This is a genomic window from Prevotella sp. khp1 (assembly GCF_900102205.1).
Lineage (GTDB): Bacteria > Bacteroidota > Bacteroidia > Bacteroidales > Bacteroidaceae > Prevotella > Prevotella ruminicola.
The window spans coordinates 75542-93225 of sequence record NZ_FNJZ01000002.1 but is presented as its reverse complement, the minus strand read 5'-3'; the positions used below and the strand labels follow the sequence as shown (position 1 = coordinate 93225).

Below are 17684 nucleotides of genomic sequence, written 5' to 3'. Positions count from 1 at the left end.
TATGCATAACATATTAAAAGTTTTCTTCGTACCGCTTCTCTGCAGCCTTGTGCTGCAGGGTTGCGGTTCTTCTTCATCCGAGGATGAACCAACGCCTGCGCCACAGCCTGAGCAGACGAACTGGAAACAGGTGGCCGAACAGGCTACACAGACTTTAGTAACTCACTTCTGGAACGGTCGCGAGGGCTACTTCAACTCGTTGCCCGATGTGGCCGACACCCAGCAGAACCAGTACTGGCCCCAGGCTCATGCCATGGATGTGGTGATTGATGCCTATTTGCGTACTGGTAGTGCCGGCTATCGCGACTTGTTTGATAAGTGGCACGAGGGCATCAAGAAAAAGGCTGGTAACAGCTATTTCAACGATTTCTACGACGACGAGGAGTGGATTTGCCTGACGATGCTCCGCTTGTACGACTGTACCAAGGAACAGAAGTATCTGGATACCGCCCAGTTGCTGTGGGACGATATCCAGAATGCCTGGAATACCAAGTACTGCGGTGGCGGCATGGCATGGCGTAAAAGTCAGCCTTGGAGCAAGAATGCCTGCAGCAACGGTCCTGCTGGCATCATCGCTGCCCGCATGTACAATATCCTTCACAAGGCATCTGATTTAGATCTGGCTAAGCGTATCTACAACTGGGAGCGCGACAACCTGTATGCCCCTGGCACGGGTGCTGTTTATGACAGCATGAACGGTCAGAGCGGCAACAGTGTTACCACTTGGGTGTTTACCTATAATCAGGGCACGTTTGTGGGTATGTGCTACGAGTTGTTCAAGATTACAGGTGAGACCCTGTATCTGCGCGATGCCGTACGTGCTTCGTCTTACACCTTGTCGAGCCTGAGCGACCTTACCGAGAGTGTGCTCAAGGACGAGGGAACGGGTGATGGCGGCTTGTTTAAGGGCATTTTTGTGCGCTATTTCACCCTGCTCATTCAGGAGCCCCAGCTCGATGCAAGCGATAAGACCCGTTTTGTGGCTTACTTAAAGCACAATGCCGAGGTACTGAAGGAAAAAGGCCTTCAGGCCCAGTACCTGATTGGCAGCAACTGGGCTCGTAACACATCGGCCATCGACTTGGGTACCCACGTTAGTGGTTGTGTACTGCTCGAAGCTGTTGCTCTCGATACTCTTTAGGCGTCATACCAAAATGCTTTCGGAACTCAGTATAGAACTGTGAGCGCGTGTTGAAGCCCGTTTTATAAATGATTTCCTGAATAGTTGTATTAGTAGTGGTAAGCCATCTTGCTGCCACATTAATACGATAGGTCTTGATATAATCCTTAGGTGTCGGCATATTGGCATCACTGAACTTCCTATAGAGATTGCGCGGACTGATACTCATCAGTTCCGCCAATGTCTCTGGGGTCAGCTCAGTATCGGTCAGATGCTCGTCAATCACCTTTGTCACCTCGTCGGCAAAGTTCTGGTGCTCCTTGCTAATCAGGTCGCCGCCAGCATACACATAGGCCGATGCTGCCGAATTATAGTATTCGCGCAGCACGTTGCGGTTCTCTAACAGGCGTACCACGGTGGCCTGCAGCAGGTTGATGCTGAAGGGCTTGCTGATATACACGTCGGCGCCGCTGTCTAATCCCTCTATACGCTCCTCTTCCGATGTCTTGGCCGATAGGATAATCAGTGGTATGTGCATGGTGTGCTTGTTGCGCTTTACCTGTTGTGTAAAGTCCAGTCCGTCGGTACCAGGCATCATAATATCGGTAATAATCAGGTCGGGAGTTTCCTCTTTCAGGTAGGCCATGCCCTGTTCGGCATTCAAGGCTGCCATCACACGGTAGTCCGACAAGCAGTCGGCCAGCAGGTCAAGCATCTCCTGGTTATCATCAATCGTCAGAATGGTAGGTGTTCTGTCGCCTGCCATCTTGGGCAGTGGGCGTGCAGGTTTGGCATTGCTCACTGCCTGTGGCACAGCCAGGGGCATGTTGTCGGTCTGCTTAGCCGATGTCACCACCTCGTCGCTCACACCTTCGGGTAGCGGCTTTTCGGGCAGATACACATTAAACTGTGCATACTGGCCCACTTCGCTGTCAATCTCTATCCGTCCGCCTAACAGTTTGGTCATGTTATGACAGATGGCCATACCAATGCCATTACGCGAGGTCTGTCCGGCATTCGGACTCTCCTCAACGCTGTCGAACACAGTGTAATAGTCAAAAATGCGTTCCCTGTCCTCAGGTGCGATACCACGTCCTGAGTTATAAACCGAGAACAGCAATCCTCCCTCCTGTCGGGTAAGTTTTACTTTGATGGTGCCCTCGCTCTTGGTGTATTTAAAGGCGTTTGATATCAGGTTGCCTACGATGCTTCTCAGTGCCTTATCGTCAGATGTCCACACCAATCCCGGCTCAATGTCCTGTTCGTAGCTGATGCCACTGCGCTCGGCCATCTCGGTAAAGGCGTTGGCGTAGTCGCCCACCACTGCCGATACATCCACGCGTCGCCAACTAATCTCGTGGTGTCCTGTGGTTACACGGCGCAGGTCGATAACCTCCTGAATCAAACTGTTCAGTCGACCCAGGTTCTGCATCACCTTGCCCACGTATTTTCTCACAAACTCGTCGGCCTTGGTGTATGCCATAATGCGTTCGCATGGTCCGTAAATCAGGGTCAGAGGTGTGTTCAGTTCGTGTACCACATTGGTCAGGAACTTCAGTTTCTCCTCGTACAGCTCGTCCTGGTGCTGCTGTTGTAGTCGGGTCAGCTGCATCTGCTGGTGCAGCTTCTGGTCCTCGTACCAGTGACGCACATAGATGGCTATCAGGGCAATGGCCAGTAATATATAAATAAGGTAGGCCCAGATGGTGCGGTAATAAGGTGGCTTGATGTCGATGTGCAGTTGCGATACGGCCGTTTCCTTACCGTTCATCATGTTCTTGGCCTTTACATACAGCGTGTGACTGCCCTCGGCCATCTGGGTAAACGATATCACGTTGCTCGATCCGTTGTCAATCCATTCGCCATCGTCTGTCAGTCGGTACAGGTAATGGTAGAACGGCTCCTCCAGATAGTTAAAGGTGGCTAAGCTCACGGCAAAGGAGTTCTGTGTGTGGTCTAATGTCAACGTCAGGTTATCGCGCTCGCCCTGCATAAAGTCGTTGATGTTCTGCAGCTTACCCAAAATGTTGAGTGTGGTAAAACTAATGCGCAGTTCGTGTACCTGCTGCTGTACGGTGGTGTCGTTCACAATAGCCGTAAAGCCGTTGATACCGCCAAAAAACAGCTCCCTGCCATTGGCAAAGGTGGCACCATCGCAGTATTCGGTTACATCCAGTCCGCTGTTCATGCCATATACCTTCAGCACCGTGCCGTTGGGCGACAGTTCTACCAGTCCGCCGTTGGTGGTAGCCCATACTTCGTCTGCTGTACCTTTTGTAAAGGCATGTATGGTGTTGTTAGGCAGTCCGTTGGCTGTAGTCAGATGGTGACTCTTGCCTTGCTTGTTACGTATAAAAATGCCCATACCCGTACCTATCCACAGGTTATCGCCCACGGCCTGCAGCGCAAACACATCGTTAATGCTGGGGTCGTTGGTTGTCTGGCTGGGTGCCATATACTTCAGCTGTCCTTTCTCAAAGGTATAAAGTCCTTTTCCACGGTTTCCAAACCACCAGCGGCCCTGTTCGTCGCAGGTCAAGCAGAAGAAGTAGTTCGACGAGCCTTTACCGCCATCCAGCACGTAACGCTTCATGTTGGTTAGTCGTGGCTGTCCGTTTTCTACGCTGATATCGGCCTTTACTATACCCGATCCCAAGGTGGCCATCCACAGTTCGTTGCCTTTCTCGCGGATATCTATCACCTGCTGCAGGTGCATTTCGGCTGGTACGGGTCGTATGCTCTTGGTGGCTTGCGAGTAATAGCAGATGCCATCGCCGCCACTAATCCAGAACCAAGGATGTTTGCTCTCGGCCAGTTTGTAAACTACATTGCTGCTCAGGCCGCTGTTCTGCTCTCTGTACACCGTTTCGCCCAGCTGGTGTGGGTTCTGGTAGATGCTGAAGTTGGGTACCTGTATCAGTCCGTCGCCCTTGGTGCCCACCCATAGGTTGCCCTCGCCATCTTTTAGCAGTGCACGGATGGGGAACGATTTGCCGGCACGTAGCGAGGTGCTTGCAAACGATCGTAATGTCAGTGGCTCGTCGCTATACATCAGCACGCCGGCACCGTCCGATCCTATCCATACGATATCGCCTAAGCGGTCCTTGTGCATACAGAATACGCCTGTTTCTACCCCTAAGTCGATTACCTCGGCTGGCTTGCCTTTCGGGCGGTTCACCTTAATCACACCACCTTCGCCAAAGCCAATCATCAGCGACTCCTTGTATTGCAGTACCTCGTTGACGAAACCACGTCGACTGATTTCATGGGCCAGCGACATCTCGTGTTGCAGGGTGAGTGCCTCCATCTGGTAGCTGTATAGCTGTCCGTCGTTGGTAACCAGGTATTCTGTATCGCCATCGGGCATGGCCGATACCAGGTGCATGCGTTGCACCATTTTGGGCTTGCCAATGGAGTATTGGTTGTTGTTGGCGCTTAGCTGATAGCTCACAATGCCATCGCGGTTAAACAGGTAAAGTGCCTTACTCGATACGGCAAAGTCGCACACGTTGGCCAGTGTTACGCCTTTCAGGGGTAGGGCATGTATGCTCCCGTCGCGCTTGTCGATATAGTTCAGTTTGCCGTCGGTAAGCAGGAATCCGTCGCCTTGCGGATTCTTTCGTATGCGTCTTAGTCCTTGGAACTGTGGGTAGTAGCGCACCTCCTGTCCTTTGGGTGTTACAATGTTCAGTCCGTAGTTAGTCAGCACCCAGGTATTGTTATCACCTACGTTCAGCACATGCTCTATCAGGTTACCGTAGAGTCGCTGCTCGGCATGCAGGGTGGCAGGTCGCACCTTACTGCCGTCGTAGCAGTTCAGTCCGTCGATGGTACCAAACAGCATAGTGCCGTCGGGTTGCTGCTCAATACTGAGTATCGAACTGGCCGACAGTCCGTCGCTACTGGATATATGTCGGATGTTGTAAGCCTGTACTTGCAGCACGAAAGCCACGAAAGCAAGTAGTAATTTAATCTTCATGTTTTTAATTTTTCCTTTTCGTGCGCAAAAATACAAAATTATTTTGTAAAGACTGTTCTTTATCCCTTTTAAATGACAAAAAGATGTTAAATACTAAAAATTTAGTTGATAAAATTTGGAACTACTAAATATTTAGTATATATTTGCCGGCGGAATGATAAACCTAAGCATTATGAAGGAGAAAAAGAAGCAACTAACCAAGGCCGAGACACAGGTGATGAACATCCTGTGGAGTTTGCCAGAACAGCAGGGGGTTATTCAGGACATCATCAATCGCTATCCTGAACCAAAACCTGCCTACACGACTATCCTGACGTTTATGAAGATTCTTACAGACAAAGGGTTTGTAAAGCCTGAAAGGGTAGGCAAGGCCAATCGTTTTTCGCCGTTGGTAAGCAAGGACGATTACACCTACTCGTTTATCAGTGATGTAAAGGATACTTTTTTTGATGGCTCATTCACATCGCTTGTCAGCTTCTTTGCCAAAAAGGAGCAATATACCGACGAGGAGTTGGCAGAACTGAAGGAATTGATGACAAAAATCGAGTCGAAACGATGATAACGGCATTTCTGTTATATATAGGTAAGGTGGCGATACTGTTGGCAGTGTTCTATCTGTTTTATCGCCTGTTGATGGAACGTGAGACTTTTCATCGCTTTAATCGTGCCATTCTGCTCCTGTCGGTCTTGATAGCCTTTATCCTTCCGCTGTGCGAAATCACCCTGCACAAAACGGTTGTGGCTGCATCTACGTCTGCATCCGGGGCTAATGTTGCATCTGGTGTTGCATCGGATAGTCCATCTGCAACTTACGGTAATCCCCTTCTATGGCTATTCGTTATCTATCTTGTAGGCGTAGTATTAAAACTGCTCCATACCGCCATCAGCATCTATCGTTTGAACAAGTTGATTAGCCAATGCGAGCAGCATCCGCAAGCAGATGGTACCACCATTGCCGTTTGCGCTCAGAATATCGCTCCGTTCAGTTGGTGGAATACCATTGTGTTTTCGCGTCGCGACTATCAATTACAGGATTCGGCCCTCTTGGTTCATGAGCGGGCACATATCAATAGCTATCACTCCTTCGATCTGTTGCTGATGGAACTGGCGATTGCCCTGCAGTGGTTTAACCCTGCCATCTGGCTCACAGGTAGAGAGTTACGTGCCGTTCATGAGTACGAGGCCGATGCCAGTGTGCTTTCGGGTGGTGTAGATGCACACCACTATCTGAACCTGCTGATGGATAGGGCCAATGCCAAGTTGGAGTGTAAGTTGGCTAATGCCATCAGTCAGCAAACACTGAAGAACCGTTTTCAGATGATGGCGCGTCATCGCTCCAAGCCCTCACGTCTGCTCAAGGTGCTGTATCTGCTCCCCGTTGTAGCCATCACCTTAGCCCTGAATGCTCAGACGATTATTCACTATCAGGCACCAGAACCTGCTCCCATCCATCCTGTTGCTGATACCATTCAGGCTCAAGCGCCACAGAAGGTGTCACCAGCCCCTGTGGTTGAGCCTCATAAACAGCAAAGCACTCAAAAGACGGAACCTCAGCCAGAAACCGCATTGCTGACGATTTCAGGAACGGTTGTTGACGAAGAAGGTAATCCCTTGTTAGGTACAGCTGTAAAGGAACATGACGGTGCAACAGGTACGATTACTGATTTTGATGGTAAATTCTCGCTCAAAGTACCCAAAGGCGCAGTGGTGGATTTTCTGAATATAGGCGTGGCCACAGTCTCCATACAGGTAAAGAGTGATATGACTGACCAAAAAATAATTATGAAACAAGAATAACTTAACCAATAAAAGTAATGAGTATGAAAAAAGTTTTTGTGATGATGGCAGTGTTGTTGGCATCAGTAACCGCATCTGCTAATGACAACTTTAAGTTGACAGGTAAAATTGATGGTGCAAGCAATGATACGCTCTGCATCGAGTATACTATTTTGCAGCCTCAGAAACAGCACATGGTGCATAAGGTGGCTGTAAAGGCTGGTGAGTTTTTGTTCAACGCCAATCTGAAAGAGGCTTATTCGGCTAAAATGTATTTAAAGAAGAATCCCAAAGAGAGTCTTTATTTCTATTTGGTTCCTGATGAGGAGGCTGTCTTTAGTGGCAGTCTTAATTCGGTAGACGAGCATTGGAGTGGTAGTACATTCTATCAGCAGTACGAACGAATAACTGAAATCCAACGTCCTTTTAATATTGAGTTTGTGGCTGCTCGAAATGATCCTGATAGCATAAGGGGGGAGAAAAACCGTGATATCAATAGGCGCGCACATTCTGTATATATGAAATACATTGAGGCACATCCCGACGAGGATGCCACGGCAACTTTGATTGTTTACGTAGGTTACGAGCAGGTGCTGCCTGCAATGGCCAAGTTGACTCCGGAAGTTCGCAATGGCAGAATGAAAAGCGATTTGGATAGCTTGGAGAGAATGTTTAAGCAAGTGCTGAAAGAGGCGGCTGCACGCAAAGCCGTAAAGAACGATACTGTTACAATAGGCACTCAAGTACCAGAACTTGGGTTGAAAGATTTGCAGGGAAATGTGTTGGAATTGAAATCGCTTCGTGGTAAATATGTAGTGCTCGATTTCTGGGGCTCGTGGTGTACCTGGTGTATCAAAGGGTTCCCCAAACTAAAGGAGTACTACGCCAAATATAAGGATCGCCTTGAGATTGTGGGCATCGACTGTAACGATACTGTCGAAAAGTGGACTGCTGCTGTTAAGAAACACAATCTGCCTTGGCTGCAGGTAAGAAGCGAGGATGGCATTACAGAGGATAGATTCAGAATAAAGGGCTATCCTTATAAGGTGCTGATCTCGCCCGAAGGCATTGTGCTCAATGCCTACCTAGGCGAAACCGCCGATTTCTACCAGTATTTAGATACCGCCCTTTAAGATGATGGTATGGCTCAACATGTTCTGATTATAAGAAGATTCATATTCCTTCTATGTATGGTTTCTGCCCCCTCCTTTGCATTCGCTCAGAAAATGATATGTGTGAAAGAGAAGGATAGCGGGCAACCAATACCATATGCCAATATCTATATGGATGATGCTGCGTATTATACCGACAAGGATGGGGCATTAGAGCTCCCCAATAAGGCCTCTGCTATCAGAATTAGCCATATATGCTATGTTGATACCATACTTAATCTTGCTGAACTTAAGGGCAATGATGTTTTTATATCTCCGAAAACGTATCAGATTCCTGAGATTACTATTGGGAAGAGTTCGCATGGTAATCGGCAAATTGGACCAATATGGCAGAAAGAACGTTTGTATTATGGTGGACGAAGTGGGTTGCTTTTAGGTGTTTTTCTTCCGTATCAGCAGGAATATGAGGGGAAACTTGTTAATAGCATTGTTGCCGACTTGTATCATAATAAAAAGCTAGTTGGGAACTATGATGAGATTGATAATGCGGTTTTGCGATTTGACCTTCGATTGCCTGATGCTCAAACAAAGGCTCCTTCTTCTACTTCGTTGATCGGAGGTGGAATCTTTTATGATGGTAAGTCAGATGGCAGTGTAGCCATCCCCCTTGAATCTCCAATTGTGTTTCCGCGTACAGGATTATTCGTCATTGTAGAATGGATAGTAAAGGGCGAGTGTAAGGAAACTGTTTTGTATAATCCGCACATCAGGATGTCAAAATCCAAATCTCAATCCGTAACATGGCAGAAACGTATATACCGACAAGAGAGCTGGGTGGATTGGAATAGAGATGAAGCAATGCAAAATCTGCAATCCTCCATACAAGCCAAAGCCCTTAATGCCAATATTGGAGTGCGAATATATTAAGACGAATGACAAATTCCTATTAGTGGAACGCAGTGTTCCCAGGTTGGGAACAAAACATTCCCAGGTTGGGAATGAAACGTTCCCAAGTTGGGAAAAAATGAAGCGCTTTTGGTGGCGAGGGTTGTAGTATTAGTTGGCGTTTCTTTTGAAACTTTTGCAAAAAAATCTCTCATCTCTCCCTCAATCTCTCAAAACCCGCATAAACACAGGTGGTTTGAGCGATGAGAGATTTTTCGCATCCCTCCCTCATCTCTCATGTATCTCTCCCTATAGCATGAGAGATGTAGGGAGAGATTAGGGAGGGAAAAGGGAGAGATTAAGAAAATCTCCACCCTCTCGAAATGCCTGTGTATAAAGGCTTTTCGGAAGATTGAGGGAGAGATGGCTGTTTTTACAGAGAAATTATTTGCAAAAATTATCTCCGTTACCACTTCTTTACCTATCTTGGCTTTGATGATATAAACACCTTTAGGCCAGCCTGCGGTAGAAATGGTGGTAGAGTGCTATATGTCAGGGACCAGTCCCGTGGCATATATAGTTATTTTATTTTTTTGAAAGTTCTTATTGCAACTGGTTGAGGAACAACGCCCGGATTCATATCAGACACAAAAGGGATAAGTCTCAATAGATTTCCCTTTTCATAAATTTCGTATTTGTAGCTATAATATCCACTCTCTACTAGTTTTACGGTTAGTATGTCATGATCGTAGCTATATGTCATTGCTGGAAAATCTTCCATCGGCATGTCTTCACAATATTTCTTATATTCATAATTCGGAAAAAAAATGATGTGATCAAACCAGATTGTACCATCGTTTTCGTCAGAAGGATAAACAATTTTTCCACTATCTATATAGCGTACTTCTTGTAGTTGCCATTCGCCCACAAAGGGGTTTTCTTCATCACTACTGCAAGCACAGGCTAATCCCAGTGCCAGTAGCATGCTGAGAAATAGAAAAAGTTTCTTCATAATTATTTTATTCTTTTATAAGTACTTATTGTTTTTGGTCTTGGTAAGTCGCCTGGGGTTTTACGGTCTGTTAACCTAAGTACATTTCCATTTTCAGAGATTTCATATTTATAGCGCGAATCTCCCAAATGGTCTGTTAAAGTCAGGAAATCATTATCATAACTATATGTCATTGGTGGAAAATCTAATTCTGGCCTATTACTGCTATACATTATATATTCAAAATTAGGTTGAAACTTGACATGATCAATCCGAATTGTACCATCTTCTTCACCAGATGGATAAGCTATTTCACCACTATCCACATAGCGTGCTTCTACTAGTTGCCACTCGCCCACGAATGGGTTTTCTTCATCACTACTGCAAGCAATGGATAATCCTATTGCCAGCAGCATGCTGAAAAATAAAAAAAGTTTCTTCATAATTATTGGTTTTGTTGATAAAATATAATTTTTGACAAATATAGGATAAATATACGAAACTGCCAAGTTTTTGAGTTCACAATTTATTGACAGGTAACAATTGATGTGGTTTTTTGTTACATCGCAAAAAAGTCGTTATAATAATAGCGATAGCCTACAGACGATGATAGGCTATCGCTAAATATCTTCGAGAGATAACGTTATTAAATTGAGATGGTATGATCCAAAATCAGATGCTGGCAAAGATGCCACTTTTGTTTCTAACTCTGAAAGACTAAGTTTTTTAGGGTTCCTTTTAATTTCGGCAGCAATACCAGTGTGCTCAAATTCATTGAGGGCAATCATATCTATCTCATTCTCACCTTTGCGATTCCACCAATTCCCCACTATTGTATATTGCCCCGATTCCATAGCTTGTTGTTGAAAGAACTGTTCAAGTGTACGCCCTGTAAACTGTTCATAACCTTTCCCCATATTCTGTCGCAACAAGGAAAGTTGCTGGCGTTCCACAAGTGCCTGATATGGCCATACAAAGCGGAACCAGAAACGTAGGAACTGGTCGGAAATCTCGTAAGCACTGGTTTTGCTGTTAGGTTTGGCCAGTAGGGGTTTTAGACGCGCGATGATGTTATAGTTGTTTTCAAGATTCTGGATGAAAGTACCCATATCCTTTTGCATTGCGCCGTCTATATCCGAACGCCTGGTCATACCTCCCGCTATCAGCTGGAGAATAGAAAAGTATGTGCTACTCTCATCGCCAAACTCCTGAATCATCAGATCGCGACCCTCTGAGAGAAAATAAGAATCCTGCCTGCATACAAAGTTTAGCATTTTCTCCTTTGTATAACATCCTGCATCCATCAAAAGCTCTACGTATTTTGCCACTCCACCAGTAATCATATAGAGGCAAAGCAAGTCCTCATTGTTATAATGCGGGTGATGGTCGCCGAATATCTGCTTCAGTACATTAATAGAGAAAGGTAACAGTGTGAATTTTGAGGTGGGGCGTCCATAGAGCGGTTCGTTTCTATCTTCGAAGATACGTTTCATCAACGAACGGATACTACCCATCGTTATCAGGTTAATATGTGAGTCACGATGATACCTGTCCCAAATGTCTTGCATCTCACTAAAGATGGCTGGATTTACTTTATAGAAGTTCTGAAACTCATCAAAAACAATAGAAAAATGGCGATGTACCGATTCTCTCATAATAACCTCGAACACATCACGGAAGTGCGACAATCGACCATATACCTGTATACCTAACTGTTCCTGGAGTGTTTGCTGAAACTTATGGCAAAGCATGGCTTCGCTATCTTTCGCCACAAAAAGATAAGCAAACTGGCACCCCTCCAAGGCTTTTATCACAAGCGACGTTTTACCAACTCGGCGTCTACCCATCAGTACTGTAAACACAGCATGCTGTTCGGCCTGCTTCTCATTCTGCTTCAGAATCTCCATCTCTGCTTTGCGATCATAAAACTTCATAATATAAATCCGGATTTATATAAATTGTCGTTTATATTTCTGCTGCAAAGTAACAAAAAAAACTTCATATCTCCAAATGTTATGGCTATTTTTTAATAGTTTACCCCACATTTGGGCGGAAACCCCAAAAAGCGATAGCCTACAGACGATGATAGGCTATCGCAAATATGCCAGGGGGCACTTTATTCCGTGGCATGCACTATTTCTTGCTATGGAAAGAGTAACCAATAGTAAGGCCTACATGCGAGTAGTATTTCTTACTGATGTGGGCATCAAGGGTGAGGCGCAGGTGGCGGGCAAATTCTACACCTACTCTTGGAATGATGCAGAGAGTTGTGCCCTCATCACCTAAGCTGCCCTTGATTTGTTGGCAATTCGCAACTCCAAGGCCAAGGCCGATGAATGGTGATACCTTCGATCCACGATTTATCTGATAGTCGGATAGTACAGCAAGCGATATTGTTCGGTTGCTGAGCGACTTGTCATCTTCGGCATGTCTTACAGCGCTGCCGATATATAGCTCTGCACCAACATCCATCGGCAATCGTTTCAGATTCCATCGCGATTCAAGTCCCAAGTTAACGCCTAACTTGTTACTGATTCCCGATTCGCTATCCAACGGCAAATTGGTTCCTGCTTTTACTTCAAACTCAAACGGAGCAACATTCTGCTGGGCTCGGCATGGCATAACGGCCATCAGGGCCATACATAATACAAGTTGTAATTTCTTCATCTTTATTTTATTGGTTTGTAAATTCACGTGCAAAGGTACAACAATTAGTCGGAATATACTCAAGAAAATCCCTATATAGTGGTAGGTAATCCCCCTAAAGTAGCCATTGATGGTACAAATAATAAAGTTTATGATACTCACGGAATAGAGGGTTTGGGGGATTTGTTGTAACTTTGCAGCCGAATAGATTAATAAACAGAAATCAAATTAGCAAATATGAAGAAACTATTAGTAGCGTTATCGCTTATCGCCGGTAGCCTGACAGCATCGGCACAGTGGGGACGTCCTGTAGATTATGCAGCAGGTCCTGGACTTAAGGATGCTTACAAGGATTATTTTACTGTAGGTGTGGCTGTAAACAAGTTCAACATCTCTGATCCTGCTCAGACTGCAATCGTTAAAAAGCAGTTTAACAGCGTTACTGCCGAGAATGCTTGGAAACCAGGTGAGATTCACCCAAAAGAGGGTGTGTGGAACTTTGGCTTGGCCGACAGCATTGCCAACTTCTGTCGCGAAAACGGTATCAAGATGCGTGGTCACTGCTTGTGCTGGCACTCACAGTTTGCCGACTGGATGTTTACCGATAAGAAGGGAAAGCCTGTAAAGAAAGAGGTATTCTACCAGCGTTTGCGCGAGCATATCCACACCGTGGTTAACCGCTATAAGGATGTGGTTTATGCCTGGGACGTAGTTAACGAGGCTATGGCCGACGACGGTCGTCCATTCGAGTTTGTTGATGGTAAGATGGTTCCTGCCAGCCCTTATCGTCAGAGTCGTCATTTCAAGCTTTGTGGCGATGAGTTTATTGCTAAGGCTTTTGAGTTTGCACGCGAGGCCGACCCAACAGGTGTGCTGATTTACAACGACTACAGCTGTGTTGACGAGGGTAAGCGCGAGCGTATATATAATATGGTGAAGAAGATGAAGGAGGCTGGTGTGCCCATCGATGGTATCGGCATGCAGGGCCACTATAACATCTACTTCCCTGATGAGGAGAAACTGGAGAAGGCTATCAACCGTTTCAGCGAGATTGTAAACACTATCCATATCACAGAGCTGGATCTGCGTACCAATACCGAGAGCGGTGGCCAGCTGATGTTCTCGCGTGGCGAGGCTAAGCCACAGCCTGCTTATATGCAGACACTGCAGGAGGACCAGTATGCCCGTTTGTTCAAGATTTTCCGTAAGCACAAGGATGTGATTAAGAACGTTACATTCTGGAACCTGAGCGATAAGGACTCTTGGCTGGGTGTAAACAACCATCCACTGCCTTTCGACGAGAACTTCAAGGCTAAGCGCTCGCTGCAGATTATCCGCGACTTTGATGCCGCTATGGACAATCGCAAGCCAAAAGAGGACTTTGTGCCCAACCCCATGAACCAGCCCGGACAGGAGTATCCTATGGTTAACTCTGAGGGTTATGCCCGTTTCCGTGTTGAGGCTCCCGATGCTAAGTCGGTAATTGTAAGCCTGGGTCTTGGTGGCCGTGGCGGTACCGTACTGCGCAAGGATAAGAATGGTGTTTGGACTGGTACTACCGAGGGCCCAATGGATCCTGGTTTCCACTACTATCACCTGACTATCGATGGTGGCGTGTTTAACGATCCTGGTACACACAACTACTTCGGTTCTTGCCGTTGGGAGAGTGGTATCGAGATTCCTGCCAAGGATCAGGACTTCTACGCTTATCGCAAGGATATCAACCATGGTAACATCCAGCAGGTAACCTTCTGGAGCGAGAGCACTGGTAAGATGCAGACTGCCAATGTTTATCTGCCTTACGGTTACGGCAAGCTGGTAAAGGGTAAGCAGGAGCGCTATCCTGTACTGTACCTGCAGCACGGTTGGGGTGAGAACGAAACCAGCTGGCCTGTACAGGGTAAGGCTGGACTCATTATGGACAACCTGATTGCCGATGGTAAGATTAAGCCATTTATCGTAGTAATGGCCTACGGACTGACCAACGACTTTAAGTTCGGTTCGATCGGTAAGTTTACTGCCGAGGAGTTTGAGAAAGTGCTCATCGACGAACTGATTCCTACTATCGACAAGAACTTCCTGACCAAGGCCGACAAGTGGAACCGTGCGATGGCAGGACTGTCGATGGGTGGTATGGAAACCAAGCTCATCACCCTGCGCCGTCCTGAGATGTTCGGTTACTGGGGATTGCTGAGTGGCGGCACCTATATGCCCGAGGAGATTAAGGATCCTAAGGCAGTGAAGTATATCTTCGTAGGTTGTGGCGACAAGGAGAACCCAGAGGGCATCAACAAGAGCGTTGAGGCACTGAAGGCTGCTGGATTTAAGGCCGAAGGTCTGGTTTCTGAGGGCACAGCACACGAGTTCCTGACATGGCGTCGTTGCCTTGAAAAGATGGCTCAGAGCCTCTTTAAGTAAGGAAAAGTGCGAAAAAAGTGTGATTTTTTAGTGGTTGAAACAAAATAAAAAGTAAATGTAACATGAGGATAAGCCACTTTCGAAAAAATACACTAACTTTGCACCCAGATAAAATAAAGAATCGGTTAAAATTGTTTTAGTTATATTAGTAGTTAGTAGTTTTTCCTTCCCTGGGACTAAAGAAAGGCGTTTCTTGTCCCAGGGTTATTTTTTAAATTCATAAATTATTTGTATCTTTGCAGCGAAATTTAAAACCAATAGTATATATATGAAACGATTATTGACTATCCTTGCCGGTGTGTGTGTAGCACTTGTGGTTAATGCCCAGCAGCACAAGCTGTGGTACAGTAAGCCTGCCGCTCAGTGGTTAGAAGCCCTGCCTATAGGCAATTCGCACTTAGGTGCCATGGTGTATGGCGGTATCGGTACAGAGCAGATACAGCTGAACGAAGAAACCTTCTGGAGCGGCTCGCCGCACAATAACAACAATCCTGATGCCAAGGTGGCTATGAAGGATGTGCGACGCCTGATTTTTGAAGGCAAAGAAAAGGAAGCCGAGGCGCTGATTGACAAGACTTTCTTTAAAGGACCCCATGGACAAAAGTATCTGCCCCTGGGCGACCTGATGCTTTCTTTCGACTACCCAAATGGGGCTGAACCAAGCAATTATCGTCGCGAACTGAACCTGGGTGATGCTTTGTGTACCACCAGTTTTGATGTGGCTGATGTGAAATATATTCGTACAGCCTTTGCCTCGCAGGCCGATAACGCCATTATCATACAGCTGACTGCCAGCAAGAAGAAAGCCCTGAACTTCGGGGTGAGCTATCAGCGCAACCAGCAGGCTGTTGAGGGCGGTGCTGTGGCCAAGAACGAGCATGCCTATATTATTAATAATGTAGAGCACGAGGGTATCGCTGGCAAGCTGCAGGCCGAGGTGCGTGTAAAAGTGGTGGCCGATGGTGCTGTGGCCGATGTGGGCAGCGATATGCAGGTGCGAAATGCTACCAATGCCACTATCTTTATTACGGCGGCTACCAACTACGTGAATTATCAGACTATTAACGGCGATCCGGTTGCGAAAAACAACCTGACCATGCAGTTGCTGAAAGGCAAGAACTACAAGCAACTGTTGAAGCGCCATCTGGATAAGTATCAGGATCAGTACGATCGTGTGTCGCTGTCGTTAGCCAAATCGGCGCAGTCGGATCTGCCTACTGATGAGCGATTGGCTGCTTTCGATGGTACCGACCTGGATATGGTGTCGCTGATGATGCAGTACGGACGATATCTGCTGATATCATCATCGCAGCCTGGTGGTCAGCCTGCCAACCTGCAGGGCGTATGGAACCATAAGATGGATCCCGCTTGGGACTCGAAATATACCATCAACATCAATGCCGAGATGAACTACTGGCCGGCCAATGTGGCTAATCTGGCTGAGACACAGGAACCACTGTTCTCGATGATTCGCGATTTGAGTGTAACAGGCGCTAAAACGGCGCGCACCATGTACAACTGTCCGGGTTGGGTGGCGCATCATAATACCGACCTGTGGCGTATTGCCGGTCCTGTGGATGGTACCAGCTGGGGAATGTTCCCAACAGGTGGTGCCTGGCTCACCACACACCTGTGGCAGTACTACCTGTATACTGGCGACAAGCGATTCCTTGATGCTTGCTATCCCATCCTGAAAGGAGCTGCCGATTTCCTGCTGTCGTATATGCAGGAATATCCAAAGAACGGCGAAGTGAAGCTGGCTGCCGGCTGGCTGGTAACGGTGCCAACAGTATCGCCTGAACATGGACCAGTAGGCAAGAATACCACCGTAACAGCTGGATCAACCATGGACAACCAGATAGTGTTTGATGTGCTGAGCAGTACCCTGAAGGCGCATCAGATATTGGGCTATAATAATGTGGTTTATACCACCATGCTGAGCAATGCCATTGCCAAGCTGCCACCTATGCAGATAGGTAGATACGGACAGTTGCAGGAGTGGCTGATTGATGGCGACGATCCAAAAGATGAGCATCGCCACATATCGCATCTGTACGGCTTGTATCCTTCGAACCAGATATCTCCCTACAGTCATCCCGATTTGTTTACCGCTGCGGCTAACACCCTGAACCAGCGCGGCGATATGGCTACTGGCTGGAGTCTGGGTTGGAAGATCAACTTCTGGGCACGTATGCAGGATGGTAACCATGCCTTTAAGATTATCAAGAACATGCTGAACATGATACCCAGCACCACAGAGTGGGGGCGCAGTGGCGGTACCTATCCCAACTTGTTTGATGCCCATCCACCATTCCAGATTGATGGTAACTTCGGTTGCTCGGCTGGTGTATGCGAGATGCTGCTGCAGAGTCATGATGGCGCTGTGCACCTGTTGCCCGCCCTGCCTGATAGTTGGAAAGATGGCGAGGTGAGTGGACTGGTGGCCAGAGGTGCCTTTACGGTAAGTATGAAGTGGCACCAGGGTGAGCTGACTGAGGCTACGATATATTCGAAGATTGGCGGACAGCTGCGTCTGCGTTCGTATGTGCCATTGCAGGGTGCTGGTTTGAAGCCAGCCCAGGGTGAGTGTAGTAACGAGCTGTTGGCACCTGCTGCCATCCGCGAGCCATTGGTGTCGGAAGAGCTGAAGGACTTTAAGACACTGCCCATCCGCAAGGTGTACGAGTATGATATCATGACCGCACCGGGGAAAACGTATTACATTAAACATTAAAGATTAAACATTAAACATTAAAG

General features: G+C 46.9%; 12 protein-coding genes. 7 read left to right on the top strand and 5 right to left on the bottom strand.

What is annotated here, in order from left to right; translation table 11 throughout:
• Position 1: 1 nt before the first annotated feature.
• Positions 2-1141 (top strand): glycoside hydrolase family 76 protein, encoded by a 1140-nt coding sequence (locus tag BLR73_RS06405; protein WP_176763639.1) that lies wholly within the window; start codon positions 2-4, stop codon positions 1139-1141.
• Here the strand turns inward: BLR73_RS06405 and BLR73_RS06400 are convergent.
• Positions 1095-5099, bottom strand: coding sequence for a hybrid sensor histidine kinase/response regulator transcription factor (locus tag BLR73_RS06400; protein WP_091860301.1), 4005 nt, complete (start codon positions 5097-5099; stop codon positions 1095-1097). The genes BLR73_RS06405 and BLR73_RS06400 overlap by 47 nt on opposite strands.
• 172 nt (positions 5100-5271) lie before the next feature.
• Here BLR73_RS06400 and BLR73_RS06395 point away from each other — a divergent pair, with 172 nt between their 5' ends.
• From BLR73_RS06395 to BLR73_RS06380, 4 genes are all read left to right on the top strand, one after another.
• Complete coding sequence (locus BLR73_RS06395) at positions 5272-5658, top strand: BlaI/MecI/CopY family transcriptional regulator (RefSeq protein WP_091860299.1); 387 nt, start codon at positions 5272-5274, stop codon at positions 5656-5658.
• Positions 5655-6896, top strand: a complete 1242-nt coding sequence (locus tag BLR73_RS06390; RefSeq protein ID WP_091860297.1) for a M56 family metallopeptidase — start codon at positions 5655-5657, stop codon at positions 6894-6896. The genes BLR73_RS06395 and BLR73_RS06390 overlap by 4 nt, the downstream gene beginning before the upstream one ends.
• Positions 6897-6919: 23 nt before the next feature.
• Positions 6920-8008 (top strand): TlpA family protein disulfide reductase, encoded by a 1089-nt coding sequence (locus BLR73_RS06385; RefSeq protein WP_176763638.1) that lies wholly within the window; start codon positions 6920-6922, stop codon positions 8006-8008.
• A 102-nt stretch (positions 8009-8110) separates the two neighbouring features.
• On the top strand, positions 8111-8914 hold the full coding sequence (locus BLR73_RS06380; RefSeq protein WP_143010897.1) for a hypothetical protein: 804 nt from the start codon (positions 8111-8113) through the stop codon (positions 8912-8914).
• 538 nt (positions 8915-9452) lie between these two features.
• Here the strand turns inward: BLR73_RS06380 and BLR73_RS06375 are convergent.
• The 4 genes from BLR73_RS06375 to BLR73_RS06360 all read right to left on the bottom strand — a co-directional run bounded on the left by BLR73_RS06375 (position 9453) and on the right by BLR73_RS06360 (position 12530).
• Positions 9453-9884, bottom strand: coding sequence for a lipocalin-like domain-containing protein (locus tag BLR73_RS06375; protein WP_091860288.1), 432 nt, complete (start codon positions 9882-9884; stop codon positions 9453-9455).
• A gap of 2 nt (positions 9885-9886) precedes the next feature.
• On the bottom strand, positions 9887-10306 hold the full coding sequence (locus tag BLR73_RS06370; RefSeq protein WP_091860286.1) for a lipocalin family protein: 420 nt from the start codon (positions 10304-10306) through the stop codon (positions 9887-9889).
• Positions 10307-10483: 177 nt separating this feature from the next.
• Entirely contained in the window at positions 10484-11797 is a 1314-nt protein-coding gene (locus tag BLR73_RS06365) for an ATP-binding protein (RefSeq protein WP_033150388.1), read from the bottom strand.
• Between the two features lie 199 nt (positions 11798-11996).
• Positions 11997-12530: an outer membrane beta-barrel protein gene (locus BLR73_RS06360; protein WP_091860283.1), complete on the bottom strand. Its 534-nt coding sequence runs from the start codon at positions 12528-12530 to the stop codon at positions 11997-11999.
• A 216-nt stretch (positions 12531-12746) separates the two neighbouring features.
• Between BLR73_RS06360 and xyn10D/fae1 the strand changes: the two genes are divergently transcribed.
• Both xyn10D/fae1 and BLR73_RS06350 read left to right on the top strand, forming a co-directional pair.
• Entirely contained in the window at positions 12747-14927 is a 2181-nt protein-coding gene (gene xyn10D/fae1 / locus BLR73_RS06355; protein WP_091860280.1) for a bifunctional endo-1,4-beta-xylanase/feruloyl esterase, read from the top strand.
• Positions 14928-15195: 268 nt separating this feature from the next.
• A complete protein-coding gene (locus BLR73_RS06350; RefSeq protein ID WP_091860277.1) occupies positions 15196-17661 on the top strand; it encodes a glycoside hydrolase family 95 protein in 2466 nt (821 codons plus the stop codon).
• The last annotated feature ends 23 nt before the right edge of the window (positions 17662-17684 follow it).